Origin of the sequence: Variovorax sp. (assembly GCF_965279555.1) — a bacterium.
Lineage (GTDB): Bacteria > Pseudomonadota > Gammaproteobacteria > Burkholderiales > Burkholderiaceae_C > Variovorax.
Map to the genome: position 1 here is coordinate 3,022,722 of NZ_OZ257247.1, position 23,603 is coordinate 3,046,324.

Genomic DNA, 23,603 nt, shown 5'->3' on the forward strand with positions numbered 1-23,603 from the left:
GCGACGTGAGCTTGAGATTCAGAAGCCTCAGGGCCTCATCCGTTTGAAGTTTAGAATATGGATGCGCCCCCCAGCATTGCCAGCTTGATTGAAATCAGAATTGAATCGAGCAGCCTGAGCGATCAGATCGGAAATATCATTCGCAGAGGCCTTATCCAAAATTCCTTTGAAATCTTGTTTGGAAGACGTCAAAATTGGTATATTCAATCTTTTATCTTCACTCAGGCTTGCATAAAATTTTGAAGTCTCGTAATTCGCAGCGATACCCTCCCCTTCCCGCCTAGCAATCAACCCTGCGAGCGCAGCCACCTTTTCTTTGGGCGTCAAATTTTCATCGGAGTTGAGACTTTTAAGAAGCCTTCTTTCCTGATTAAAATGCTCCACCCCCCGATAATAGTGATCAATTTCATGCGCTAGGTAAGCTATGAATTTCGCGATATCCACAGGCGTGGATGCATTCAAATAATTAGAATTTTGACCAAATACAATTGCCCCAACACCAGGTTGCAGGCTTCGCCAACGCGGCGACGACCCGTTTGCCATATTGGTAAATTCGAACGGTGCGATGCGATAAGCAGAACCATTCTCCGGATCACTCCACTTTTTTCCCGTTGACGGATCCGTTCTGTACCCTCTTATTACATCGCTGTTGTAAGAATTAATCTTTTCAACAAGAGAAGGATTGAGATTGAGCGCATCCACCATTACCTGATTGATGTACTTCTTATCAAATAATGGCATGTCAACCGTAAGTGGCTTCTGCAGATTGTTTTTTTCAGTCATTTTACTCCCTGTATTAAAATAATCACCCTAAAAATCCAAAATACCGACAAACCTCCAGAAAAAATCTTTGCAATCAATCAGATAAGCTCATTCCCCGAGATGAAAGTAGTCCACGTCAAATCCACCAAAAAACGGAATGCATTTAGCAACGACAATTTCCGAAGAAGTGCATTTTTTTTCATCCCAAACAGTATTTGGAATGCTGATCACAAAAAAATCCTCACTTTCGTTTGTATTTAATTTTTCATAGAACACCAGGGGATCGGTCATGGCCATTGGATTTTCCGGGTGAACGCGCCCCCAAATATCGCTCATCCAGCCTTCTGCATGCGAGACATTGAAAAACCACATGGTGAAGGAAACATGAAACAGCGAAGTTTTTGGCTCTTCGGTGTAGCCTTTTTCCTTAACGAAATTTTCAATCGACAACCCAAATATCCCGATTTCTTCCAATTTTTCGCTCACGCCTTTAGAAGAATGTATTGAGCCTCGATTCTGACTGCCAAAACCTTTCAACCCAAAGTCTTTCAACAATTTATCAGAAAGAATTGAGGGAATTGGTTGAATTCCACGAACATCACCTTTCGCCATTTTGAGAATCTCTATTCGAGACCAACGATAAAATACATCGGACTCAATAGATTTAACCACAAATTTGACGTCATGCTCTTTTTTCCACCAATCCATTTCAGGGTCGTTTCTGGAATTTATTATTTTTCTCAGAACCTCAATTTGCTTTCCTCTGCGAATCTTTCCTTCGGCAATCTCCTCTTCCGCAGAAAGAAACTTCTGTGCCGTGGCAGCCATTGAAAAAGTCAACAACATTCCCAGTACAGAAAATCTAAATATTAGATGATATTTCATTGTTTTCCTTGGCTTTTTCAAGGCAACGGATTTCATTAATTTCAAATTCATTTAATTCGAGGGAAATTCACCAATTTCTCGGAATTTCAACCGCTACCGCTCCGAGCGGTGTTCAGCAAAAATTCAATGACCCACCGTTTACTCGCCTTGACCTTGACCGCGCGATTCGTCCCCGGATTCAACTTGATCCGCCTGCCAACCACGTCGATGGCTGTCTTCAGGGTTCAGCGTCACTGGAGCGACTCGCAGAAGGTCATGCCGCTGAAGTACTGCCAGACCACGTTCTCGGCCCAACGCAGGGGCAACTCCTCGTCGCTGAATTTGTAGGCGTGCTTGAGGTAAGTTCCAAATTCAGCATCCAATCCAGCAGATGCTTTTGAAATAAAATTTTGCGCCACTAATTTTCCAGCCCCACTATTCGTGCAAAAAATCTCCCCATTGGAATTTGTATACACCATGTATTCATGGCAATAAACGATCCCGGAGATTTCGCCGACTCTTTTGCAATAAACGTTGATTTATTTCACAACCAAAACCTTAACTCGAATGACTAAATTCTTTGACCCAAATGGTCAAAATCCTTTCGCCTTCAAATTGAAATATGATTCGCAATTCAACATACTCAAATATTGAGGCAGGCTTTTTTGTTGGAAAATATTTTTACTTTTAACGCCCAAACGGTCAAAATCTCCAAATTCATTTCCTCAATACCGAGTCTTTAGATTCGCCAACAAAAACCATCTTCAACAAAATCCGATTTATTCAAATTCACCCCCCGAATTTGCCAACACAAAACCCCAACGAGATCGGCAATGACGAGAGTAGTTTTTTCGTTTTAACTTGATCGATTTTTAATCATCGCTCCCTCAAGCTTTCACTGGTAGCTTTTTGAACGGGGCTGAGCAGGAATTCAATAATCCGCCGCTTGCCCGTCTTGATCTCCGCCGTCAGGCTCATCCCCGGAGACAACTTGATCGGCCTGCCATCCACATCGATGGTTGTGTTGTTGAGGCTGAGCGTCACCGGGAAGATCGCCCCACGCTTCTCGTCATTGACCGCATCCGCCGTCACCGTTTTGACCGTGGCGTTCACCGTCCCGTAGCGCGTGTACGGAAACGTCTCCAGCTTGATCGCCGCTTCCTGCGTCGGACTCACGAAGCCGATGTCCTTGTTGTCCAGCGTCACCTCGGCGGTCACCTGCGCCCCGTCGGGCACGATCACCATCAGGGGCTGCGCTTCCGTAACCACGCCGCCTTCGGTATGCGCGGCCAGTTGCTGCACCGTGCCGGCCACCGGCGCCTTGAGCGTCGTCAGGCGTTCGCGCTGGCCGGCCTTGGCCAGGTCCTGCGTGCCCTGCTGGCGCTTGAGCTCGGCTGCTGCCTCCCGCGTTCTCAGGCTGTGCTTGGTCTCTGCGATGTAGGCAGACCTTGTGTTCTCGCTCTCCCTCAGCGTGGCATTGGCCTCGGCCAATCTCGCCCGCTGCGTCGCCAGGTCGCGTTCCAGCTCGATGCGCTCCCTCGTGCGGTCCTGGTTCGCATGGCTGGACATGAAGCCCTGGTTGGCCAGTTGATGGAAGTCGGCCTCTCTTTGCCTGGCAATCGGCACCGTGGTCTCCAGCTTGGCGACCATCTCGCGCACCGTGGCGATCTCGGCCTGGCGCCGGTTGATCTCTGATGCCGCCTTGACCAGCTTGGCCGTGATGTCGCTCCACTCGTCGCTCAACTGGGCTCTGGCGGCGTTGATGTCGACTTCCGACCAGCCGCCGGGGATGTTCTTGACCAGCTCGGGTGCGCGGGAGGCGGTTGTCGCGTTGAGCGCCTGCTGCAGCGCGCGCGTGCGCAGCACCTCGGATTGCACGGACTTCAGCTGCTCGTCGATGCTGGTCTTGTCGGCGTTCGCAGTGGTGGGGTCGAGTTCGACCAGCGGTTGGCCCGCTTCGACGTGATCTCCGTCCCTGACCAGCACCCGTTTGACTACGCTCACCTCCAGCGGCTGGATGATCTTGGTGCGCTCGCTCACGATGATCTTGCCCGGCGCCACCGCCACGATGTCGATCTGCCCGAAGATGGACCATGTCAACGCAATGAGGAACAGGGCGATCAGCGCATAGGCCAGTCGCCTGGGTGCAGGGTGCACGGGGGTGTCTTGCAAGCTGAGTGCCGCGGGCAGGAAGGCTGCTTCATCGGCCAAGCGCCTCGGTCCGGCCAGTTCGTGGCGATGCTTCCAGGCGGCCTTGAAGATGGCCTTGTAGCGCCCTAGGAGTTCGAAGACCGGATGTCGCACGCTTGGCGCATTGGCCGTAGGAGCGGTGGTAGAGACTTCCTGCGTCATACCGCAGCCCCAGTGCCCACACCTGCTCCTGCCCCTTCGGTCGGCAGCCCCCCGTCCTGCATCGCCCACAGATGCGCATAGATGCCCTTGGGCCGAGTGAGCAGGCTCTCGTGCGTGCCCCCTTCGACAATCTTGCCCTTGTCCATCACGATGATGCGGTTGGCATGCCGCACAGCACTCAGGCGGTGGGCAATGATGAAGACCGTGCGCCCTTTGCAGATGTGCGCCATGTTGCGCTGCACGATGGCCTCGCTCTCGTAGTCCAGCGCGCTGGTGGCCTCGTCGAAGATCAGGATGCGCGGATGGGTGAACAGCGCCCGGGCAATTGCGATGCGCTGGCGCTGCCCACCGGAGAGGCTGGCCCCTTGTTCACCCACCATGGTGTCGTAGCCCTCGGGCAGTTCGCTGATGAACTCATGGGCACCGGCCAACTGGGCCGCATGAATGATGGCTTCGAGCGGTGCCGCCGGATCGACGATGGCGATGTTCTCGCGCACGCTGCGGTTGAAGAGGGTGTTCTCCTGCAGCACCACGCCCACCTGTCTTCTCAGTTGCGCCGCATCGATCAGGCTGATGTCGATGCCGTCGACCAGCAGGCGTCCTTGTTCTAGGGCATACAGGCGCTGGATGAGCTTGGTCAGCGTGCTCTTGCCGGAGCCCGAGCGCCCGACGATGCCGATGACTTCGCCGGGGCGCACATCGAGGCTGACGCCGTTGAGCACGGGCGCAGCCTCGGGACGGTAGCGGAAACTCAGGTTGTCCAGGGTCACGCGCCCCTTGAGGGCGGGCAGTTGGGCCGCGGTGCTCGGCGGTACTTCGGTGCGTGTGTTGAGGATGTCGCCCAGGCGCGCCATGGAGATGCCGGTCTGCTGGAAGTCGGTCCACAGCTGGGCCATGCGCATGATGGGCTGGCTCACACGCTGCGCGAACATGTTGAAGGCGACGAACTGGCCGACGGTGAGGTCGTTGTTCATGACCAGGTGCGCGCCGTACCAGAGGGTCGCGGCATTGACGAGCTTGCCGATGAGGTTGACGCCTTCGTGCGCCCAACTGGCGAGGTTCTGGGTCCGGAAGCTGGCCGAGACGTAGGCAGCAAGTTGGTTGTCCCAGCGGCGCCCGAAGGCCGGCTCGAGCGCAGTGGCCTTGACGGTCTGGATGGCGCTGACGGTCTCTACCAGCATGGCCTGGTTCTCGGCGCCGCGCGCGAACTTCTCGTCCAGGCGGCTGCGCAGGATGGGCACCACCGCCAGGCTCAGCCCGAAGTACAGCGGCATGCTTGCCAGCACGATCAACGTGAGGGGCACGCTGTAGAACAGCATGACGGCCACGAAGACGATGGAGAAGACGACGTCCAGCAACACCGTCAGGGCATTGCCAGTCAGGAAGCTGCGGATGTTCTCGAGCTCGCGCACGCGCGCGACCGAGTCGCCGACGCGCCGGGCCTGGAAGTAGGCCAGGGGCAACTGCACGAGGTGGCGGAACAGCCTTGCCCCGAGCTCGACGTCGATGCGGTTGGTGGTGTGGCTGAAGACGTAGCTGCGCAGACCGTTCAGGAGCGATTCGAAGATGACCACCACCACCAGGCCGATGACGAGCACGTCCAGCGTGGTGAGGCCGCGGTGCACCAGCACTTTGTCCATCACGACCTGGAAGAACAGCGGGCTGACCAGCGCAAAGAGCTGCAGGATGAAGGAGATGAAGAGCACCTCGCCCAGCAGCTTCCTGTGCTTGACGAGGCTGGGAATGAACCAGGAGAAGTCGAACTGGGCGAGCTCGCCCGCGAGGCTGGCGCGGCTGGTGATGAGGATGAGTTCGCCTGTCCAGTGCGCTGCGAAGACCTCCAGGGGTTCGATGACGGGGCGGCCGTTCGAGGCGGAAGGGTCTTGCAGCAGGACGCGTTGAGCGTTGCATTGAGCAAGGATGACGAAGCGTTCAGCGCCGTCTTCGCCTCGAAGCACTGCGAGAGCCGGCAGTGGCGTCAGGGACAGGCGATCAAGCGTCGTGCGAGAGGACTTGGCCTTCAGGCCCAGGTGCTTTGCTGCGCCCAGCAGCTTAGGGGTGTCGACAGCCTCAGTAGAAGCAAGGCCCAATTGATGAGCCAGCAATGAGGCATCGGCTGCAGTCTGGTGAAAGCGCGCTAATGTGCACAGTGCAACAAGAGACGCCATCGCCATAGGCGAAAGCTCATCTCCTGTTGAACCTGCATGCGCGTCTGACTGTGGACCGGCCCCGGCCGGCGCCCCCATCGTGCTCGTCATTAACTCTCTCCCTCTGCTGAACTCTGCGGTTCAAGTCAGCGGAAGATATCGTGGCGGCCTGCTTTTTGTCGAAAACGACGAAAGAAGTTAGGGCTTATGGAATCAAAAACAACGCAATGTTAAATTGAGAAAACATAATTGTCAAAAGCTGTCTTCACCCACTCGACATTTGATCAATGCGAGCTGCCGCGCCCCTTGCGCCGCTCGATGAACGCAATGATCTCCCCCATGATCCCCTTGCGGAACGCCAGCACGCAGATCACGAAGATCAGGCCCGTGACCATGGTCACTGATTCGCCCAGGGTGTTGAACCAGTCGATGGTGGTGATGCGCGCGAGGAAGTTGCCGAGTTCGCCGATCTTGTTCTCGAGCAGCACCACCACGGCCGAGCCCACCAGCGGGCCCGACAGCGTGCCGAGGCCACCCACCAGCGTCATCAGGATGACCTGGCCCGAGGCGGTCCAGTGCACGTCCGACAGCGTGGCAAACCCCAGCACCAGCGTCTTGAGCGAACCGGCCAGGCCCGACAGCGCGGCGGAGATCACGAAGGCCAGCAGCTTGAAGCGGCTCACGTCGTAGCCCAGCGAAAGCGCGCGCGGCTCGTTCTCCTTGATGCCCTTGAGCACCTGGCCGAACGGCGAATGGATGGTGCGCACGATCAACAGGAACGCGGCCACCACGATCACCAGCGCCACGTAGTACATCGTGAGGTCGCTCGACAGGTCGATCAGGCCGAAGAGCTTGCCGCGCGGCACGCCCTGCAGGCCGTCTTCGCCGCCGGTGAACTTGGCCTGCAGCGCGACGAAGAACATCATCTGCGCGAGCGCCAGCGTGATCATCGCGAAGTAGATGCCCTGGCGGCGGATGGCCAGCACGCCGAAGATCCAGCCCAGGAATGCGCCGGTGAGCGTGCCGGCGATCAGGCCCAGCTCGGGCGTGAGGCCCCAGACCTTCATCGCATGGCCCGCGACGTACGCGGAGCCGCCGAGGAACGCCGCGTGCCCGAAGGACAGCAGCCCCGTGAAGCCCAGCAGCAGGTTGAAGGCCGCGGCGAACAGCGCGAAGCACATGAGCTTCATCACGAACACCGGGTAGGCGCCGAAGAACGGAGCCAGCACCAGGGCGAGCAGCAGCAGCGCGTAGACGACGGTGGATATCTTTTTCATGTTCATGCCGTCCGCCTTATTTTTCTTTGCCGAACAGGCCGGCTGGGCGAATGAGCAGCACGATGACCATGATCACGAACACGACGGTGGAGGATGCCTCCGGATAGAAGACCTTGGTGAACCCCTCGATCACGCCGAGGCCCAGGCCGGTGAGGATGGCGCCCATGATCGAGCCCATGCCGCCGATGACCACCACGGCGAACACCACGATGATGAGGTTCTGCCCCATCAGCGGCGAGACCTGCATCACCGGCGCGGCCAGCACGCCGGCGAAGGCGGCGAGCGCGCAGCCGAAGGCGTAAGTCAGCGTGATCATCAACGGCACGTTGACGCCGAAGGCTTCCACGAGGCGAGGGTTCTCGGTGCCGGCGCGCAGGTAGGCGCCCAGGCGGGTCTTCTCGATCACGTACCAGGTAGCGAAGCACACCACCAGCGACGCCACGACCACCCAGGCGCGGTAGTTGGGCAGCACCATGAAGCCGAGGTCGGTGGCGCTCGAAAGCGCATCGGGTGCGTCATAAGGCAGCCCCGAAACACCATAGACCGAGCGGAACACGCCCTCGATCAGCAACGTGAGGCCGAGCGTGAGCAGCAGGCCGTAGAGATGGTCGAGCTTGTAGATCCAGCGCAGCAGCAGCCGCTCGATCAGCACGCCGAAGATGCCGATGACGATGGGCGCCGCGATCAGCATCACCCAGTAGTTGATGCCGAAATACTCCATCGCCATCCATGTCAGGACGGCGCCGAGCATGAACAGCGCGCCGTGCGCGAAGTTGATGACGTTGAGCAGGCCGAAGATCACCGCCAGCCCGAGGCTCAGGATGGCGTAGAACGAGCCGTTGACCAGCCCCAGAAGGAGCTGGCTCAGCAGGCCGGGTAGGGAAATGTTCATAAGCGTTTCAACGAACCCGGGCGCTGCAGCAGCGCCCGCAGGAGATCACTTCCACAACGCGCACTTGCTTTCGGCCTTCGTCGTGAAGACGTCTTCACCCTTCAGCTTCTGGACCACCTTGTAGTAGTCCCACGGCTGCTTGGATTCGGCCGGCGACTTGACTTGCACCAGGTACATGTCGTGCACGAAGCGGCCGTCCTCGCGCACATAGCCCTTGGCGTAGAAGTCGTCGATGGGCGTCTTCTTGATCTGCGCCATCACCGTATCGGCATCCACGCTCTTGGCGGCCTGCACCGCCTTCAGGTAGGTCATGGTGGCCGAGTAGTCGGCGGCCTGGATGTCGGTGGGCATGCGCTTGGTCTTCTCGAAAAAGCGCTTGCCGAAGGCGCGCGTCTTGTCGTCGAGGTTCCAGTCCCAGCTGGTGGTCAGCAGCAGGCCTTCGGTGTTCTTCAGGCCCAGGCTGTGCACGTCGGTCACGAACACCAGCAGGCCGACCATCTTCATGGTCTTGGTGATGCCGAATTCCTTGGCGGCCTTGATGGCGTTCTGCGTGTCGCCGCCCGCATTGGCGAGGGCCAGCACCTGGGCCTTGGAGTTCTGCGCCTGCAGCAGGAAAGAGGAGAAGTCGGAGGTGTTCAGCGGATGCTTCACGCTGCCCACCACGGTGCCGCCCTTCTCCTTCACGACCTTGGAAGCATCGGCTTCCAGGGCCTGTCCGAAGGCGTAGTCGGCCGTCAGGAAGAACCAGCTCTTGTCGCCGCGCGCAATGACGGCGCTGCCGGTGCCCTTGGCCAGCGCCACGGTGTCGTAGGCGTAGTGCACGGTGTAGGGGCTGCACTGCTCGTTGGTGAGCGCCGAGCTGCCCGCGCCGTTCACCATGAACACGCGCTTCTTCTCCTGCGCCACCTTGGCCATGGCCAGGCCGGTGCCGGAGCTGGTGCCGCCGAACAGCATCGTCAGGCCCTGCGTGTCGATCCACTCGCGCGCCTTGGAGGCGGCGATGTCGGCCTTGTTCTGGTGGTCGGCCTGCAGCAGCTCGATGGGCATGCCGTTGACCTTGCCGCCGAAGTCGTCGATGGCCATCTGGATCGCGAGGGCTCCGTTCTTGCCCTCCACGTCCGCGTAGAGGCTGGACATGTCGGTGATGAAACCGATCTTGACCTTCTCCTGGGCCTGCGCGGCACCGGCGGCCACGAGGCAGGTAGCAGCGAGGCAGGCAGAAGCAATGAGCGTGCGTTTCATGGAGTGATCCTCTTGTTTGACTTCGGTGAAAAGGTCTGGCGCGGCTTCAGCCGTTTACTTCCAGAGGGCGCATTTCGTTTCAGCCTTCGTGGTGAAGACCTGGTCGCCCGGCAGCGTCTTGAGCACCTTCAGGTAATCCCACGGCTTCTTCGACTCGGCGGGCGACTTCACTTCGACCAGGTACATGTCGTGGATGAAGCTGCCGTCGGCGCGGATCTGGCCCTTGCCGTAGAAGTCGTCGATCTTCATGCTCTTGAGCTGCGCCATCACCTTGTCGGAGTCCGTCGTCTTGGCGGCGGCCACGGCCTTCAGGTAGGTCATGGTGGCCGAGTAGTCGGCGGCCTGCACGTCGGTCGGCATGCGCTTGGTCTTCTCGAAGAAGCGGTTGGCGAACTTGCGCGACTCGTCGTTCAGGTCCCAGTACCAGCTGGTGGTGTGTAGCAGGCCTTCGGTGTTCTTCAGGCCCAGGCTGTGGATGTCGCTCAGGAAGACCAGCAGGCCGGCGGTCTTCATGGTCTTGTTGATGCCGAATTCCTTGGCCGCCTTGATCGAGTTGATGGTGTCGCCGCCGGCATTGGCCAGGCCCAGGATCTGCGCCTTGGAGTTCTGCGCCTGCAGCAGGAAGGACGAGAAGTCCGACGCGTTCAGCGGATGGCGCACCGCGCCCAACACGGTGCCGCCCTTCTCCTTCACGACCTTCGTGGTGTCGGCTTCGAGCGCATGGCCGAAGGCGTAGTCGGCCGTCAGGAAGAACCAGCTCTTGCCGCCGCGGTCTACCACCGCCGCGCCCGTGCCCTTGGCCAGCGCCACCGTGTCGTAGGCGTAGTGGATGGTGTAGGGGCTGCACTGCTCGTTGGTGAGCACCGAGCTGCCCGCGCCGTTGTTGAAATACACGCGCTTCTTTTCTTCCGCTACCTTGGCGGTGGCCAGCGCCACGCCCGAGTTGGTGCCGCCGAAGACCATCGTCACGCCGGCGGTGTCGATCCACTCGCGCGCCTTGGAGGCGGCGATGTCGGCCTTGTTCTGGTGGTCGGCCGTCAGCAGCTCGATGGGCTGGCCCAGCACCTTGCCGCCGAAGTCGTCGATGGCCATCTGGATGGCGGTGGCGCCACCCTTGCCTTCGAGGTCGGCATACAGGCTCGACAAGTCGGTGACGAAGCCGATCTTGACTTTCTCCTGCGCCTGCACGGCGCCCGCGCTCATTGCGAGGATGCCGACGGCGGTTGCGATGAGGCCGAGTTTCTTTTTGTTCATGCTGTTGTCTCCTGAAGGAATCTTTGTGGGATGGAAGGAACAGGTCTTGTGGACTTGATGCGTTTCAGACGCCGAGCAACTCCGTGAGTACCGGCATCCTGGCTTCTAGCTCCGCCGCGCCGAAAGTCAGCGCGATGCGGCCGTGCTCCATCACGTAGAAGCGGTCGGCCAGCGGCGCGGCAAAGCGGAAGTTCTGCTCCACCATGACGATGGTGTAGCCCTTGGCGCGCAGCGTGGTGATCATGCGGGCCAGCGCCTGCACGATGACCGGCGCCAGGCCTTCTGAAATCTCGTCGAGCAGCAGCAGCTTGGCGCCGGTGCGCAGGATGCGCGCCACGGCCAGCATCTGCTGCTCGCCGCCCGACAGGCGCGTGCCCTGGCTGTGACGGCGCTCGGCCAGGTTGGGAAACATGGTGTAGATCTCGTCGACCGACATGCCCTGCCCCGCGCCCTTCAGCTCGGGCGGCAGCATCAGGTTTTCCTCGCACGAAAGGCTGGCGAAGATGCCGCGTTCCTCCGGGCAATAGCCGATGCCCAGGTGCGCGATGCGGTGCGTCGGCATGCCGATGGTTTCTTTGCCGTTGACCTCGATGCTGCCCTTGCGCGCACCGGTCAGCCCCATGATGGCGCGCAAGGTGGTGGTGCGGCCCGCGCCGTTGCGCCCCAGCAGCGTGACGACTTCGCCCGGCTGCACGACCATGTCGACGCCGTGCAGCACGTGCGATTCGCCGTACCAGGCTTGCAGGCCCTTGATCTCCAATGCGGCGGTCATCAGTGGGCCCCTTGGAGTTGGCCGTCGGTGGTGCCCATGTAGGCTTCCATCACCTGCGGGTTCTTCGAGACTACGGCGTACGGGCCTTCGGCCAGCACGGCGCCACGCTGCAGCACGGTGATGGTGTCGGCGATGGTCGAGACCACGCTCATGTTGTGCTCCACCATCAGGATGGTGCGGCCCGCCGACACACGCTTGATGAGTTCGGCCACGCGGTGCACGTCTTCATGGCCCATGCCCTGCGTAGGCTCGTCGAGCAGCATGAGTTCGGGCTCCATCGCCAGCGTGGTCGCGATCTCGAGGGCGCGCTTGCGTCCGTAGGGCAGGTTCACGGTCTGCTCGTCGGCAAGATCCTCCAGGCCGACTTCAGCCAGCAGCTCGCGGGCTCTGGCATCCAGAGGCTTGAGCGACTTCTCGCTCTTCCAGAAGTGGTACGAGGTGCCCAGCCGGCGCTGCAGGCTCAGCCGCACGTTCTCCAGCAGCGTGAGGTGCGGGAACACGGCCGAGATCTGGAACGAGCGGATGATGCCGCGCCGTGCGATCTGCGCCGGACGCTCGCGCGTGATGTCCTGTCCGTTGAAGAGGATCGAGCCGGTGGTCGGCTCGAGGAACTTCGTGAGCAGGTTGAAGCAGGTCGTCTTGCCGGCGCCATTGGGACCGATGAGCGCATGGATCGAGCCGCGCACCACCGACAGGTTGACCTTGCTGACCGCGGTGAACCCTTTGAATTCCTTGGTGAGCTGGCGTGTTTCGAGGATGACGTCGCTCATCTCGCGGAGTCGCCCAGGTGCGGAAAAATAAAGTGGGTCATGCAGTCCATCTCAATGCGCCGCCATCGGGCGCGGCCTGATTGTTGGTGGGCGCCCTTCGCTTGGATACTGGGGCAAATGCCTATGCTGCAGTGCAACCTGCGCAGGGCGGCGCAACAGCCCGATCCGCGACTGTCGTTGCAGCGACAAAGCACGCCCTGGCAACACTAAGACCTCTGCGGGAAACCCCGAGCGGGGTTCGCAGGGGGCTGCGTAGACTGAAGCGAACATGCTGAATTTCCGCTCTCCCGATTTCCTGACCGATCACGTGCTGCACACGCTGTCGTTCTACGAGCCGCGCTGCATCGACGCTTCGGGCGGCTTCTTTCATTTCTACAAGGACGACGGCACGGTGTACGACCAGCGCACGCGGCACCTGGTGAGCAGCACGCGCTTCATATTCAACAACGCGATGGCCTACCGGCACTTCGGCAACCCGGCGCACCTGGCGGCGGTGCGGCACGGCATGGCCTTCCTGCAGCACGGCCATGCACAGCCCGGCGGCGGCTATGCGTGGCAGATCGACTGGCACCAGCAACGCGCCACCGTGCAGGACAGCACCTGCCATTGCTACGGGCTGGCCTTCGTGCTGTTGGCGCATGCGCATGCACTGATGGCCGGCATGGAAGAAGCACATGCCGGCCTCACCCACACCTGGGACCTGATGGAACGGCACTTCTGGGAGCCGCACCACCAGCTCTACGCCGACGAGGCCACGGCCGACTGGCGCGTCGGCGCCTACCGTGGGCAGAACGCCAACATGCATGCCTGCGAGGCGATGCTGGCCGCCTACGAGGCGACGCAGGAAGCCCGCTACCTCGACCGCGCGCTGGTGCTGGCGGAATCCATCACCGGCCGGCAGGCCGCGCTGGCGGACGGGCTGGTGTGGGAGCATTACCGCGAGGACTGGTCGATCGACTGGGACTACAACCGGGAAGACAAGACCAACATCTTCAGGCCCTGGGGCTTCCAGACCGGTCACCTGACGGAATGGGCCAAGCTGCTGCTGCAGCTGGAGCGCCATCTTGCGAGCGCCGGCCGCAAGGCCGGCTGGATCCTGCCGCGCGCACAGCACTTCTTCGACACCGCCATGTTCCGCGGCTGGGACGCGGACAACGGCGGGCTGGTCTACGGCTTCGCGCCCGACGGCACGGTGTGCGACGGCGACAAGTACTTCTGGGTGCAGGCAGAGAGCTTCGCGGCCGCCGCGCTGCTTGCGGTGCGTACCGGCGAATCTGGTTACTGGGACTGGTACGACAGCATCTGGGCGTACAGCTGGGAGCACTTCGTCGACCACCGGCACGGGGCCTGGTATCGCATCCTCTCGCCGCGCAACAAGAAGATCAACGACGAGAAGAGCCCGGCCGGCAAGACCGACTATCACACCATGGGCGCCTGCTACGACGTGCTGCGCGCGCTGAACACGCCCGCCAAGTAAAAACCCCCAAGTCTTCTTGGCGAAGCCTGGGGGCTGCTGGGTAGTCTGCCTGTCAGTGTGCGCCTGCGGCAGCATCACCGCCTGCGCCGCCCTTCTGCGGCCTTGCCAGCCACACCAGCGGGATCAGCAGCAGGAACAGGAGCGCCGACGCATAGAAGATGTCGTTCGTGGCCAGCATGAACGACTGCTGGTCGACGATGCGGTTCAGTTGCCCCAGCACCTGCTCGGTGCTGAAGCCGCTGCTCGCCAGGCCCGACATCGCACTGGTCGCCGCGTTGTTGCCCTGGTTCACCGCCTCGGACAGCTGCGAGTGATGCAGCGCAGCGCGGTTTTCCCACAGCGTGGTGGTGATCGAAGTACCCATCGCGCCCGCCGTGATCCGCAGGAAGTTGGACAACCCCGATGCGGCCGGGATGCGGTCCGGCGTGAGGCCCGACAGCGTGATGGTCACGAGCGGGATGAAGAAGAACGCCATCGCGATGCCCTGGATCACCGTCGGGATGATGATGGTGACGAAGTCGGCCTGCGTGTTGAAGTTCGACCGCATCCACAGCACCAGGGCGAACACCAGGAACGAGAAGGTCGCGTAGCGCCGAGGGTCGATCTTGGCCACCGTGAGCCCGACCACCGGCGAGAAGAAGATCGCCAGCAGCCCCACGGGCGCCATGATCATCCCCGCCTGCGTCGCGGTATAGCCCATCCACTGCTGCAGCCACAGCGGCAGCAGCACCACGTTGCCGAAGAACAGGCCGTAGGCCACGGCCGTCGCAACGGCGCCAGACCAGAAGTTGCGGCGCTTGAACAGCGACAGGTCGACCACCGGATGCTTGTCGGTCAGCTCCCAGACCAGGAAGAACGCGAAGCCGACCACGGCCACCACCGCCAGCGTGATGATCTGCGCCGAGTGGAACCAGTCGAGCTCCTTGCCCTTGTCCAGCATCAGCTGCAGCGAGCCCACCCACAGCACCAGCAGCGCAAGGCCGATGGCGTCGATCGGCACCCTGTGCGTGCTGCTCTCGCGCTTGCGATACAGCGCCCAGGTGATGGCCGCCGCGACGATGCCCACGGGGATGTTGATGTAGAAGATCCACGGCCACGAGATGTTGTCGGTGATCCAGCCGCCCAGTAGCGGCCCCATCACCGGCGCGACCAGCGTGGTCATCGACCACATGGCCATCGCCAGGCCCGCCTTGGCGCGCGGGTAGCTCGACAGCAGCAGCGTCTGCGACAGCGGGATCATCGGCCCCGCAACGAAGCCCTGCAGCGCGCGGAACGCGATCAGCGTCGTCATGTTCGGCGCCAGGCCGCACAGCAGCGAGGCGACCATGAACAGGATCACGCTCGCCATGAACAGGCGCACCTGTCCGAAGCGCTGCGTCATGAAGCCGGTGAGCGGCACCGCGATGGCGTTGGCCACCGCGAAGCTGGTGATGACCCAGGTGCCTTGCGTGGTGCTCACGCCCAGGTCGCCCGAGATGGCAGGCAACGACACGTTCGCGATCGACGAATCGAGCACGTTCATGAAAGTTGCCGCAGACAGCGCGACCGTGCCCCAGACGCGGGCTGCGCCCTCGAGCGGCGGATGCGCAATGTAAGCAGGAGCAGCGGTGGCCATTGCGGGTCGCGCGAACTGAGCTGATTACCTGAAGAAGGCCGTGCGGGCGATCAGCCCGGCTGGCCTTGCACGGCCACCGAAGCGCCGGCGGGCGCGGCCTTGGCCGGTGTCGCGGCCGTGGCGGGCGCGCTGCGGCCGAGGTTGGCCGCCACGATGCGGTCCACTTCAGCGTCGGCGCCGCGGTCGAGCTGGCTGTAGACCTGCGTCTGCACCAGCGCGGCGGGGCGCGGCGCGTCGGCCAGCATCTTGCCGCTCTTGGACGAGATGTCGATCTCGGCGTCCATCGACAGGCCGATGCGCAGCGGATTGGCCTTCAGCTGTTCCGGGTCGAGCGCGATGCGCACGGGCACGCGCTGCACCACCTTGATCCAGTTGCCGGTGGCGTTCTGCGCGGGCAGCAGCGCGAAGGCGCTGCCGGTGCCCACGCCCAGGCCGGCGACCTTGCCGGTGTACTCGACCTTCTTGCCGTACACGTCGGCGGTGAGCTTCACGGGCTGGTCGATGCGGATATTGCGCAGCTGCACTTCCTTGAAGTTGGCGTCGACCCACAGCTGGTTGAGCGGCACGATCGACATCATCGGCGTGCCGGCGGCCACGCGCTGGCCGAGCTGCACGGTGCGCTTGGCGACGTAGCCGTCTACCGGCGCGGGCATGGCCACGCGCTGGGTGGCGAGGTAGGCCTCGCGCACCTTGGCGGCGGCGGCCAGCACGCTCGGGTGCTGGGCCACGCTGGTGCCTTCGGTCAGCGACTGGTTGCTGACCAGCGCTTCCTTGGCGGCGACCACGCCGGCCTGCGCCGCTGCGAGCTGGCTCTTGGCGGTGTCGAGCTGCGTCTCGGCGTGGTTGAGTTCTTCCTTCGACACGGCGCCGTTGCCCGACAGCGCGCGGCGGCGCTGCAGGTCGTCCTGCGCCTTGGCGATGTCGCTCTGCGCCTTCACGATGTCCGACTGGCGCAGCGTGACCTGCGCGGCCAGGGAGCCGTTGTTGGCGTACAGCGTGCGCACCTGGCGCACGGCCTGCGCGAGCGCGGCCTCGGCCTGCTCGAGCGCCACCTTGGCGTCTGCCGGGTCGAGCTGCACCAACGGCTGGCCGGCCTTCACGAAGTCGGTGTCGTCGGCGTTGATGGCCATGACGGTGCCGCCGATCTGCGGGGTGATCTGGATCACGTTGCCCGACACGTAGGCGTTGTCGGTGTCCTCGTAGTGGCTGGCCACCAGCCACTCGTACAGGCCCCAGCCGCCACCGGCGACGATGACCACGGCGGCAAGCGCGGTGAGTGCGCGGCGGCGCTTGCCGTTGCCGGCGGGCGCCTCCGGGGCAGCGGGAGCTGCGGCTGCAGCGGGCGTCGGAGTGTTGTTATCGCTCATGATGAAGTTCTTTCCGAAGACGAAAAAATCGGGTCTGTTCAGTTCTGTGCGGCCGGGGCTGAAGCCGTGGTGGTGGCCGGCGGCTGCCAGCCGCCACCCAGTGCGCGAGCCAGCGCCACCTGCGTGTCGAGCGCCCGCGCGGCGAGGTCGACCGCCAGGCGGCGTTGTTGCAGCACCGAAGTTTCCGCCGTCAGCACGTTGAGGTAGTTGCCAAGGCCGGCGCGGTAGCGCTGCACGGCGATGTCGTAGGCGCCTTCGGCCGCGGTCTGCGCGGCGCGCTGTTCGGTCTGCTGGCGTGCGATCGACTGCGCGCTCGTCACCTGGTCGGCGGCGTCGCGCACCGCGTCGATCACGGTGGCGTTGTAGCTTTCGATGGCCACGTCGAGGTCGGCCGACTTGCCTCGCAGGTTGGCGCGCAGCTTGCCGCCTTCGAAGATCGGCAGGCTGATGGCCGGGCCCACGCCCCACTGCTCGCTGCCCGACTTCAGCAGCTTGCCGAAGCCCAGCGCCTGGAAGCCGGCGAAGGCCGTGAGGTTCACGTTCGGATAGAACAGCGTCCTGGCATTGGCCACGTCGCTGGTGGCGGCCTCGACGCGCCAGCGCGCGGCGGCGATGTCGGCGCGGCGGCCCAGCAGGTCGGCCGGAATGTTCGCCTGCAGCGCGATCGGCTTGACCTCGCCCAGCAGCGGCGGCTTGAGCGATTGCGACACGTTGGGCTGGGCCACGAGCGCGTCGAGCGCATGCTGCTGCAGCGCGATCTGCTCGTTGAGCGATTCAATCTGCTGGCGCGCTTCGGGCAGGCCGCCTTCGCTCTGGCGCAGTTCGAGGCGGGTGTCGAGGCCGGCGGAGACGCGGTCGCGCACGAGCCTGAGCGTTTCATCGCGTTGCGCCAGGGTGCGCTTGGCCACGGTGAGCTGGTCGTTCAGGCGGGCCCACTGGAAGTAGCTGCGCGCCACGTTGCTTGCGAGCAGCACGCGGGCCGCGTCGGCATCGGCGGCGGCTGCATTGGCCGCGCCGATGGCGGTGTCGAGCGCACTGCGGTTCTTGCCGAAGAAGTCGAGCTCCCAGCTCGCGCCGAGCTGCAGCAGGCCGATGTTCTGGATCGAGCCGCCCAGCGGTGCCGGATAGATGTAGTTGCTGTTGAACTTCTGGCGGTTCAGGTCGAGCTCGCCGTTGACCTTGGGCTTGAGGGCGGCACCGGCGATGTCGGCGGAAGCCTGCGCGCGCGCAAGGCGGGCCTGCGCGACCTGCAGGTTAGGGTTGCCGGCCACGGCCTGGTCGATGAGCGTGTTGAGCTGCGGATCGCCGAAGGCGAGCCACCATTGGCTGTCGAGGCGGGAGACCGGCACTGCGGCGCTGTCGGGGGCGATGCCCAGCGACGACGCGTCGCGCAGCCTGGCCTGGGAGCCGATGCCGGCCATGTCGGCGCAGCCTGCCAATGCGACCACCAGCAGTGCGGCAGCCACCACGGGAGTGCGACGCAGCGCGCGCACGGCGAGGGAATCAGTCATTTTTATCTCCACGGGCCGCGAGAGCCTGTGCGTTGTCGAGGATGCGGCGCAAGTAACCCTTGAGCTGCTCCCATTCCTCGGTTGTGAAACCTGCAAGATGTTCGTTTTGCACACGGCTGAGCACGTACGGCACTTCCTTGGCGGCGGCACGGCCTTCGTCGGTGAGTTCGATGTTGACAACGCGGCGGTCTTCCAGCGAACGCACGCGGCGGCAGAGGCCCTTGGCCTCGAGGCGGTCGAGCAGGCGCGTCATGGCGCCGGTGTCGAGTTCGCAGGCACGGGCCAGTTCGGCCACGGTGGTGGCGGCGCCGACGTGCAACTTGTACAGCGGCACCCATTGCGGATAGGTCGGCCCGCCGGGCTCGCACATGCGGGTTTCTACTGCCTGCCCTACTGCCGTCACGATGCGGCGCATCAGGTAGCCGATGCTGTCTTCGGTCAAGTACGTCTCCGCTCGGTAGAAAACAGGCGGGCGACGCTCTGCGCCGGCGGAGGCCGGCACGGCTTCTGGGGTGTTTGCATCGCTCATGGGCAAAATATTAGCTGCCGAGGCAATTATTGTCAAGGCCGCCTTTGTAGGGGCAAGGGTTCGGTAGAATCACCCGATGGCTTCTACCCCTCCGTCTTCCATGGCCAAGGGCTCGCCCCGGTCGCTGTCGGGCCTGAGCCCTTTTCTTCGCCCCTACCGGGTCCAGATCGTCCTGGCGGGGGTGTTTCTGGTGATGGCAGCAGTCACGACGCTGGCTTTCCCTATCGCCTTGCGCAGCCTGATTGACGGCGGCTTCGTCAACCCCGACAAGGGCGCGCAGACCATGGCGCTGCGTGACCACTTCGGCGCCCTCTTCGCAGTGGCCGTGGCGCTGGGCCTTTTCTCCGCCGCGCGCTTCTATACAGTGAGCTGGCTGGGCGAGCGCGTTACCGCGGACATCCGCAATGCGGTCTACGGACACGTGCTGAAGCAGAGCCCGGCGTTCTTCGAGACCACGCAGACCGGCGAAGTGCTCTCGCGTCTCACGGCCGACACCACGCTGGTACAGACGGTCGTCGGCTCCTCGCTCAGCATGGGCTTGCGCAACGCGGTGATGGGCGTGGGCGCGCTGGCGGTGCTGGTCTGGACCAATCCTTATGTGATGGTGCAGGTGCTGGGCATCCTGGTGCTGGTGGTGTTGCCGAGCATGTGGTTCGGCCGCCGCGTGCGCAAGCTGTCGCGCGCCAGCCAGGACCGCGTGGCCGATTCGAGCGCCATCGCCGCCGAAGTGCTGAACGCGATTCCCGTGGTGCAAAGCTACACGGCCGAGGACCGCGAAGCCTCGCGCTTCAACGGCTCGACCGAAAACGCCTTCCGCACCGCCGTGCGCCGCACCAAGGCGCGCTCCGTGCTGGTGGCTTTCATCATCATCGCCACCTCGGCTGCGCTGCTCTGGGGCCTGTACCAGGGCACGCAGGCGGTGCTGCGCGGCGACATCACGGCCGGCCACCTGGGCCAGACCGTCGTGTACGTCGCCATTCTTGCGAGCGCCACCGCGGTGCTCGGCGAGGTCTACGGCGACCTGCTGCGCGCAGCCGGCGCCACCGAGCGCCTGATGGAGCTGTTGCATGCGCCCGCCGCCATCGTCTCCCCGGCCAACCCGACGGTCACGCCGGTGCCTGCCGCCGGCAGCGCCATCCGCTTCGATGCGGTGACCTTCCACTACCCCTCGCGGCCGGGCACCCCGGCGCTGCGCGACTTCAGCCTCGACATCGCGCCGGGCGAAACAGTGGCGTTGGTCGGCTCGAGCGGTGCCGGCAAGAGCACGGTGTTCCAGCTGCTGCTGCGCTACTACGACCCGCAGTCCGGCCGGCTGATGCTCGACGGCGCGCCGCTGGCGTCGCTCGCCCTGCCCGACCTGCGCACCCGCATCGGCCTGGTTCCGCAGGATGCGGTGATCTTCTCCGCCAGCGCTTTCGAAAACATCCGCTATGGCCGCCCCGAAGCCACCGCCGAAGAAGTGCACGCAGCCGCCCGCGCCGCTTTCGCCCACGACTTCCTGCAGGCCCTGCCCGAGGGCTACGACACATTCCTCGGCGAGCGCGGCGTGCGCCTGTCGGGCGGGCAGCGCCAGCGCATCGCGATCGCGCGGGCCATGCTGAAGAATCCGCCGCTGCTGCTGCTCGACGAAGCCACGAGCGCGCTCGACGCGGAGAGCGAGCGCATGGTGCAAGCCGCGCTCGAATCAGCGATGGAAGGCCGCACGACGCTCGTGATCGCGCACAGGCTGGCAACGGTGCAGAAAGCCGACCGCATCATCGTGCTGGACCACGGCGGCATCGTCGAACAGGGAACGCACGCGACGCTGGTAGCGCAAGGCGGCGTGTATGCGCGCCTCGCGGCGCTCCAGTTCACGGCCTGAGCAGGCCGCTTGCTGCTACTGCAGCGTTTCCTTCAGCGCGGCGGGAATCGGCAACGCCATCACCGGAATGCCCTCGTCAAGCAGCGCTTCGGTCTGCTCGGGCGTCGCCTGCCCGCGGATGCCGCGCTCACGGGCTTCGCCGTAATGCATCTTGCGAGCCTCGTCGGCAAAGCGCTCGCCGACGTCTTCGGTCTTGGCCAGCACCTCGCGCACGGCGCGCATCCAGCGGGCTTCAGGCGAAAGTTCGGCGGGAGCGTTCTGGGCGACAGCCGCGGGCGCCGCGGCTTCCGGCGCCTTGGCATTGCCCAGGTTCAGTCGCGGCGCGCTCAGCAGCTTGACGATGGCGGTGTCGCCGCAGACCGGGCATTCGACCAGCCCGCTAGCCAGTTGGCTGTCGAAGGCTTCGTTGGACGCGAACCAGCCTTCGAAGCCGTGGCCGTGTGCGCAGCGGAGATCGAGAACCTTCATGCGCGGATTATCCCGCGCCGCCTTGGGAGCCCAGGGCCGTCCAGTCCAGTGCCCATGCGCCCGAAATGACGTTCTGCAGCCAGAGGGTGCAGGTCAGCGTCTTGGCATCGGTGACGGTGCCGTCTCGGCACCAGCCGGCCAGCTCTTCGGGCGTGGCCGTGAACACGTCGAGGAATTCGCCGTGGTCGAGCTGGCGTTCGCCGAGCGAAAGGCCGCGCGCGAAATAGATGTGGATGATTTCCGTCGAGTACGCCACCGCCAGGTGCATGGCGCCCGCATGCGCCCATTCGCGCGCGGTGTAGCCCGTCTCCTCGAGCAGTTCGCGCTTGCCGCAGACGAAGGGGTCTTCGCCCGCGTCGAGCTTGCCGGCCGGGAACTCGACCATCACGTGGCCGACGGGGTAGCGGAACTGGCGCTCGAGCACCACCCGGCCGTCGTCCAACATCGGAATCACCACCACCGCGCCGGGGTGCACCACGTACTCGCGCGTGGCGGTGTTGCCGTCGGGCAGGCGGATGGTGTCGCGCTTGGCCTTCAGGAAGTTGCCCTTGAAGAGGTCTTCGCTCTTCGTGAGTTCTTCCCTCAGGTGCGAATCGGAGGTGGAAGATGCAGTCATGTCGTCAGTGCCTGTGTTTCATCAGGTAGCGCCAGGTGAACCCCGGAAAGGCGAGCACGATGAACAGCGAGCCCGTCACCGCGTAGAACTCCCAGCCCTGCGCCGCGATCTGCCCTGCCCTGCGCTCGAACAGCAGCCCGATGCCACCGGCCAGAAAGTACAAGACCACCAGTTCGGCAAGGCGTACCGCGAGCGACTTGGGATTCGTCGGCAGCGGCACGACGCCGAAAAGGCGGTCGTTGAAGAACGGCAGGTTGGCGGCCACGAGGGCCACCAGCAACACGACCCAGACAGACGCGGTTTGCGACACCCGTGGTCGGCCGCGTCAGTGGGCCAGCGTGGCCACGATCGCGTCGTAGCAGAGCGTCATCAGTCCGCCGGGCACGATGCCCAGGATCAGGATCAGCGCGCCGTTGATGGTCAGCACGGTGCGTACATCTCGCGGTGCAGACACGGTGGTGGCCGTGACCGGTGCGTCGAAGTACATGACCTTGACCACGCGCAGGTAGTAGAACGCGCCGATCAGCGACATCATCACCGCGAACACCGCCAGGCCGATATAGATGGCGTGGCCCGAGGCGATCAGCGCCTGCAGCACCGCCAGCTTGGCGTAGAACCCGACCAGCGGCGGCAGGCCGGCCAGCGAGAACATCGCGATGGCCATCACGCCTGCGTACAGCGGGCTGCGCTGGTTGAGGCCGGCGAGATCGGTGATCTCTTCGCTCTCGAAGCCTTCGCGTGCCAGCAGCAGGATGATGCCGAAGCTGGCCAGCGTGGTCAGCACATAGGTCACGATGTAGAACATCGAGGCGCTGTAGGCGTACTGGGCGTTGTAGGTGCCCTGCTGGTCCGAGCCTGCGACCAGGCCGAGGAGCATGAAGCCCATCTGCGAGATCGTCGAATACGCCAGCATGCGTTTCAGGTTGCTCTGCGCGATGGCCGCCAGGTTACCGACCAGCAGCGAGGCGATGGCGAGCACGGCCAGCATCTGCTGCCAGTCGATGGCCAGCGGCTGCAGCGCGTCGACCAGCAGGCGGATGATGATGGCGAAGGCAGCCAGCTCAGGCGCGGCGCCGATCAGCAGTGTGATCGCGGTCGGTGCGCCCTGGTAGACGTCGGGCACCCACATGTGGAACGGCGCTGCGCCCACCTTGAATGCCAGCCCGGCCACGATGAACACCAGGCCGAACACCAGCACCTGGTGGTTCACCTTGCCGCTCGCGATGGTCTTGAAGACTTCATTGACGTCGAGAGAGCCGGTCGCGCCGTACATCATCGACAGGCCGTACAGCAGGAAGCCGCTGGCCATGGCGCCGAGCACGAAGTACTTCATGGCGGCTTCGCTGGCCACCGCGTTGTCGCGGCGCAGCGCCACCAGCGCGTAGCTCGACAGCGTGAGCAGCTCGAGGCCCAGGTAGATCAGCAGGAAGTTGCTGCCCGAGATCATCACGAACATGCCCAGCAGCGCGAACATGCTGATGGTGAAGAGTTCACCGCCGCGCAGCATCTCGCGGTCGCCCGCATAAGGGCGACCGTAGACCAGCGTGACCATCAAGGCAACGGTGGCGAAGCACTTGAGCCAGTTGCCCATCGGGTCGCTGACGACCATGCCGCCGAAGCCGTAGGCGGTCTTGCCGTCGTAGGCCTGGAGGCCCGACAGCACGGCGACCACCGCCAGCGTGAGCAGCGTCAGCACATAGGTGCGGGTACGGCGCGGGCTCGTGTCCGACAGGTCGACCAGTGCAATGATGCAGGTCATGACCAGCAACACGATTTCAGGGTAGATCGTGACCCAGCTGATTTTGTCAATCATCTCGTTCTCTTCTT

Annotated in this window: 21 protein-coding genes; 2 read left to right on the top strand and 19 right to left on the bottom strand. The window is 63.1% G+C overall.

Going from position 1 to position 23,603, the window contains the following annotated elements:
* Window positions 1–27: 27 nt before the first annotated feature.
* The 11 genes from ACQY8B_RS14365 to ACQY8B_RS14415 all read right to left on the bottom strand — a co-directional run bounded on the left by ACQY8B_RS14365 (window position 28) and on the right by ACQY8B_RS14415 (window position 12,332).
* Window positions 28–783, bottom strand: coding sequence for a hypothetical protein (locus tag ACQY8B_RS14365; protein ID WP_422087314.1), 756 nt, complete (start codon window positions 781–783; stop codon window positions 28–30).
* Window positions 784–870: 87 nt separating this feature from the next.
* On the bottom strand, window positions 871–1,683 hold the full coding sequence (locus ACQY8B_RS14370) for a hypothetical protein (RefSeq protein WP_422087315.1): 813 nt from the start codon (window positions 1,681–1,683) through the stop codon (window positions 871–873).
* Between the two features lie 194 nt (window positions 1,684–1,877).
* On the bottom strand, window positions 1,878–2,009 hold the full coding sequence (locus ACQY8B_RS14375; RefSeq protein ID WP_422089197.1) for a hypothetical protein: 132 nt from the start codon (window positions 2,007–2,009) through the stop codon (window positions 1,878–1,880).
* A gap of 493 nt (window positions 2,010–2,502) precedes the next feature.
* On the bottom strand, window positions 2,503–3,978 hold the full coding sequence (locus ACQY8B_RS14380; protein ID WP_422087316.1) for an HlyD family type I secretion periplasmic adaptor subunit: 1,476 nt from the start codon (window positions 3,976–3,978) through the stop codon (window positions 2,503–2,505).
* On the bottom strand, window positions 3,975–6,236 hold the full coding sequence (locus ACQY8B_RS14385; protein ID WP_422087317.1) for a type I secretion system permease/ATPase: 2,262 nt from the start codon (window positions 6,234–6,236) through the stop codon (window positions 3,975–3,977). Before ACQY8B_RS14385 ends, ACQY8B_RS14380 begins: the two co-directional genes overlap by 4 nt.
* Window positions 6,237–6,409: 173 nt before the next feature.
* The gene (locus tag ACQY8B_RS14390; protein WP_422087318.1) at window positions 6,410–7,408 is read right to left on the bottom strand and encodes a branched-chain amino acid ABC transporter permease; all 999 of its coding nucleotides are present in this window, start codon (window positions 7,406–7,408) and stop codon (window positions 6,410–6,412) included.
* A gap of 10 nt (window positions 7,409–7,418) precedes the next feature.
* Window positions 7,419–8,294: a branched-chain amino acid ABC transporter permease gene (locus ACQY8B_RS14395; RefSeq protein ID WP_422087319.1), complete on the bottom strand. Its 876-nt coding sequence runs from the start codon at window positions 8,292–8,294 to the stop codon at window positions 7,419–7,421.
* 45 nt (window positions 8,295–8,339) lie between these two features.
* Entirely contained in the window at window positions 8,340–9,536 is a 1,197-nt protein-coding gene (locus ACQY8B_RS14400) for an ABC transporter substrate-binding protein (protein WP_422087320.1), read from the bottom strand.
* Between the two features lie 54 nt (window positions 9,537–9,590).
* Entirely contained in the window at window positions 9,591–10,790 is a 1,200-nt protein-coding gene (locus ACQY8B_RS14405; RefSeq protein ID WP_422087321.1) for an ABC transporter substrate-binding protein, read from the bottom strand.
* A gap of 64 nt (window positions 10,791–10,854) precedes the next feature.
* Window positions 10,855–11,562 carry an ABC transporter ATP-binding protein gene (locus ACQY8B_RS14410; RefSeq protein ID WP_081266595.1) on the bottom strand — a complete coding sequence of 236 codons (708 nt, stop codon included), beginning with the start codon at window positions 11,560–11,562 and terminating at the stop codon, window positions 10,855–10,857.
* Window positions 11,562–12,332, bottom strand: coding sequence for an ABC transporter ATP-binding protein (locus tag ACQY8B_RS14415; protein ID WP_422087322.1), 771 nt, complete (start codon window positions 12,330–12,332; stop codon window positions 11,562–11,564). Before ACQY8B_RS14415 ends, ACQY8B_RS14410 begins: the two co-directional genes overlap by 1 nt.
* Window positions 12,333–12,600: 268 nt before the next feature.
* Between ACQY8B_RS14415 and ACQY8B_RS14420 the strand changes: the two genes are divergently transcribed.
* The gene (locus ACQY8B_RS14420; RefSeq protein ID WP_422087323.1) at window positions 12,601–13,809 is read left to right on the top strand and encodes an AGE family epimerase/isomerase; all 1,209 of its coding nucleotides are present in this window, start codon (window positions 12,601–12,603) and stop codon (window positions 13,807–13,809) included.
* Between the two features lie 52 nt (window positions 13,810–13,861).
* Here ACQY8B_RS14420 and ACQY8B_RS14425 read toward each other — a convergent pair whose 3' ends face one another.
* Genes ACQY8B_RS14425 through ACQY8B_RS14440 form a run of 4 tightly spaced genes read right to left on the bottom strand, consistent with a single transcriptional unit; the run spans window position 13,862 to window position 18,831 of the window.
* A complete protein-coding gene (locus ACQY8B_RS14425; protein ID WP_422087324.1) occupies window positions 13,862–15,424 on the bottom strand; it encodes a DHA2 family efflux MFS transporter permease subunit in 1,563 nt (520 codons plus the stop codon).
* Window positions 15,425–15,474: 50 nt separating this feature from the next.
* Window positions 15,475–16,791, bottom strand: a complete 1,317-nt coding sequence (locus ACQY8B_RS14430) for an efflux RND transporter periplasmic adaptor subunit (RefSeq protein WP_422087325.1) — start codon at window positions 16,789–16,791, stop codon at window positions 15,475–15,477.
* Window positions 16,792–16,829: 38 nt separating this feature from the next.
* Window positions 16,830–18,302 (bottom strand): efflux transporter outer membrane subunit, encoded by a 1,473-nt coding sequence (locus tag ACQY8B_RS14435; RefSeq protein ID WP_422087326.1) that lies wholly within the window; start codon window positions 18,300–18,302, stop codon window positions 16,830–16,832.
* Entirely contained in the window at window positions 18,295–18,831 is a 537-nt protein-coding gene (locus ACQY8B_RS14440; RefSeq protein WP_422087327.1) for a MarR family winged helix-turn-helix transcriptional regulator, read from the bottom strand. Before ACQY8B_RS14440 ends, ACQY8B_RS14435 begins: the two co-directional genes overlap by 8 nt.
* 76 nt (window positions 18,832–18,907) lie before the next feature.
* Here ACQY8B_RS14440 and ACQY8B_RS14445 point away from each other — a divergent pair, with 76 nt between their 5' ends.
* On the top strand, window positions 18,908–20,692 hold the full coding sequence (locus ACQY8B_RS14445; protein WP_422087328.1) for an ABC transporter transmembrane domain-containing protein: 1,785 nt from the start codon (window positions 18,908–18,910) through the stop codon (window positions 20,690–20,692).
* A 15-nt stretch (window positions 20,693–20,707) separates the two neighbouring features.
* Here ACQY8B_RS14445 and ACQY8B_RS14450 read toward each other — a convergent pair whose 3' ends face one another.
* From ACQY8B_RS14450 to nuoN, 4 genes are read right to left on the bottom strand one after another with little or no spacing between them, the layout of a single operon-like run.
* Window positions 20,708–21,160 (bottom strand): DUF1178 family protein, encoded by a 453-nt coding sequence (locus ACQY8B_RS14450; RefSeq protein WP_422087329.1) that lies wholly within the window; start codon window positions 21,158–21,160, stop codon window positions 20,708–20,710.
* A gap of 7 nt (window positions 21,161–21,167) precedes the next feature.
* Window positions 21,168–21,776 carry an NUDIX domain-containing protein gene (locus tag ACQY8B_RS14455; RefSeq protein WP_422087330.1) on the bottom strand — a complete coding sequence of 203 codons (609 nt, stop codon included), beginning with the start codon at window positions 21,774–21,776 and terminating at the stop codon, window positions 21,168–21,170.
* Between the two features lie 4 nt (window positions 21,777–21,780).
* Entirely contained in the window at window positions 21,781–22,086 is a 306-nt protein-coding gene (locus tag ACQY8B_RS14460; RefSeq protein ID WP_422087331.1) for a DUF2818 family protein, read from the bottom strand.
* A gap of 15 nt (window positions 22,087–22,101) precedes the next feature.
* Complete coding sequence (gene nuoN / locus ACQY8B_RS14465; RefSeq protein ID WP_422087332.1) at window positions 22,102–23,589, bottom strand: NADH-quinone oxidoreductase subunit NuoN; 1,488 nt, start codon at window positions 23,587–23,589, stop codon at window positions 22,102–22,104.
* Between the last annotated feature and the right edge of the window lie 14 nt (window positions 23,590–23,603).

Excerpts from the sequence above, each read along its gene's own strand:
- ACQY8B_RS14365 (WP_422087314.1), bottom strand. The coding sequence starts at position 783 with ATGACTGAAAAAAACAATCTGCAGAAGCCACTTACGGTTGACATGCCA.
- ACQY8B_RS14370 (WP_422087315.1), bottom strand. The coding sequence starts at position 1,683 with ATGAAATCCGTTGCCTTGAAAAAGCCAAGGAAAACAATGAAATATCAT.
- ACQY8B_RS14380 (WP_422087316.1), bottom strand. The coding sequence starts at position 3,978 with ATGACGCAGGAAGTCTCTACCACCGCTCCTACGGCCAATGCGCCAAGC.
- ACQY8B_RS14385 (WP_422087317.1), bottom strand. The coding sequence starts at position 6,236 with ATGACGAGCACGATGGGGGCGCCGGCCGGGGCCGGTCCACAGTCAGAC.
- ACQY8B_RS14390 (WP_422087318.1), bottom strand. The coding sequence starts at position 7,408 with ATGAACATGAAAAAGATATCCACCGTCGTCTACGCGCTGCTGCTGCTC.
- ACQY8B_RS14395 (WP_422087319.1), bottom strand. The coding sequence starts at position 8,294 with ATGAACATTTCCCTACCCGGCCTGCTGAGCCAGCTCCTTCTGGGGCTG.
- ACQY8B_RS14400 (WP_422087320.1), bottom strand. The coding sequence starts at position 9,536 with ATGAAACGCACGCTCATTGCTTCTGCCTGCCTCGCTGCTACCTGCCTC.
- ACQY8B_RS14405 (WP_422087321.1), bottom strand. The coding sequence starts at position 10,790 with ATGAACAAAAAGAAACTCGGCCTCATCGCAACCGCCGTCGGCATCCTC.
- ACQY8B_RS14410 (WP_081266595.1), bottom strand. The coding sequence starts at position 11,562 with ATGACCGCCGCATTGGAGATCAAGGGCCTGCAAGCCTGGTACGGCGAA.
- ACQY8B_RS14415 (WP_422087322.1), bottom strand. The coding sequence starts at position 12,332 with ATGAGCGACGTCATCCTCGAAACACGCCAGCTCACCAAGGAATTCAAA.
- ACQY8B_RS14420 (WP_422087323.1), top strand. The coding sequence starts at position 12,601 with ATGCTGAATTTCCGCTCTCCCGATTTCCTGACCGATCACGTGCTGCAC.
- ACQY8B_RS14425 (WP_422087324.1), bottom strand. The coding sequence starts at position 15,424 with ATGGCCACCGCTGCTCCTGCTTACATTGCGCATCCGCCGCTCGAGGGC.
- ACQY8B_RS14430 (WP_422087325.1), bottom strand. The coding sequence starts at position 16,791 with ATGAGCGATAACAACACTCCGACGCCCGCTGCAGCCGCAGCTCCCGCT.
- ACQY8B_RS14435 (WP_422087326.1), bottom strand. The coding sequence starts at position 18,302 with ATGACTGATTCCCTCGCCGTGCGCGCGCTGCGTCGCACTCCCGTGGTG.
- ACQY8B_RS14440 (WP_422087327.1), bottom strand. The coding sequence starts at position 18,831 with ATGAGCGATGCAAACACCCCAGAAGCCGTGCCGGCCTCCGCCGGCGCA.
- ACQY8B_RS14445 (WP_422087328.1), top strand. The coding sequence starts at position 18,908 with ATGGCTTCTACCCCTCCGTCTTCCATGGCCAAGGGCTCGCCCCGGTCG.
- ACQY8B_RS14450 (WP_422087329.1), bottom strand. The coding sequence starts at position 21,160 with ATGAAGGTTCTCGATCTCCGCTGCGCACACGGCCACGGCTTCGAAGGC.
- ACQY8B_RS14455 (WP_422087330.1), bottom strand. The coding sequence starts at position 21,776 with ATGACTGCATCTTCCACCTCCGATTCGCACCTGAGGGAAGAACTCACG.
- nuoN (WP_422087332.1), bottom strand. The coding sequence starts at position 23,589 with ATGATTGACAAAATCAGCTGGGTCACGATCTACCCTGAAATCGTGTTG.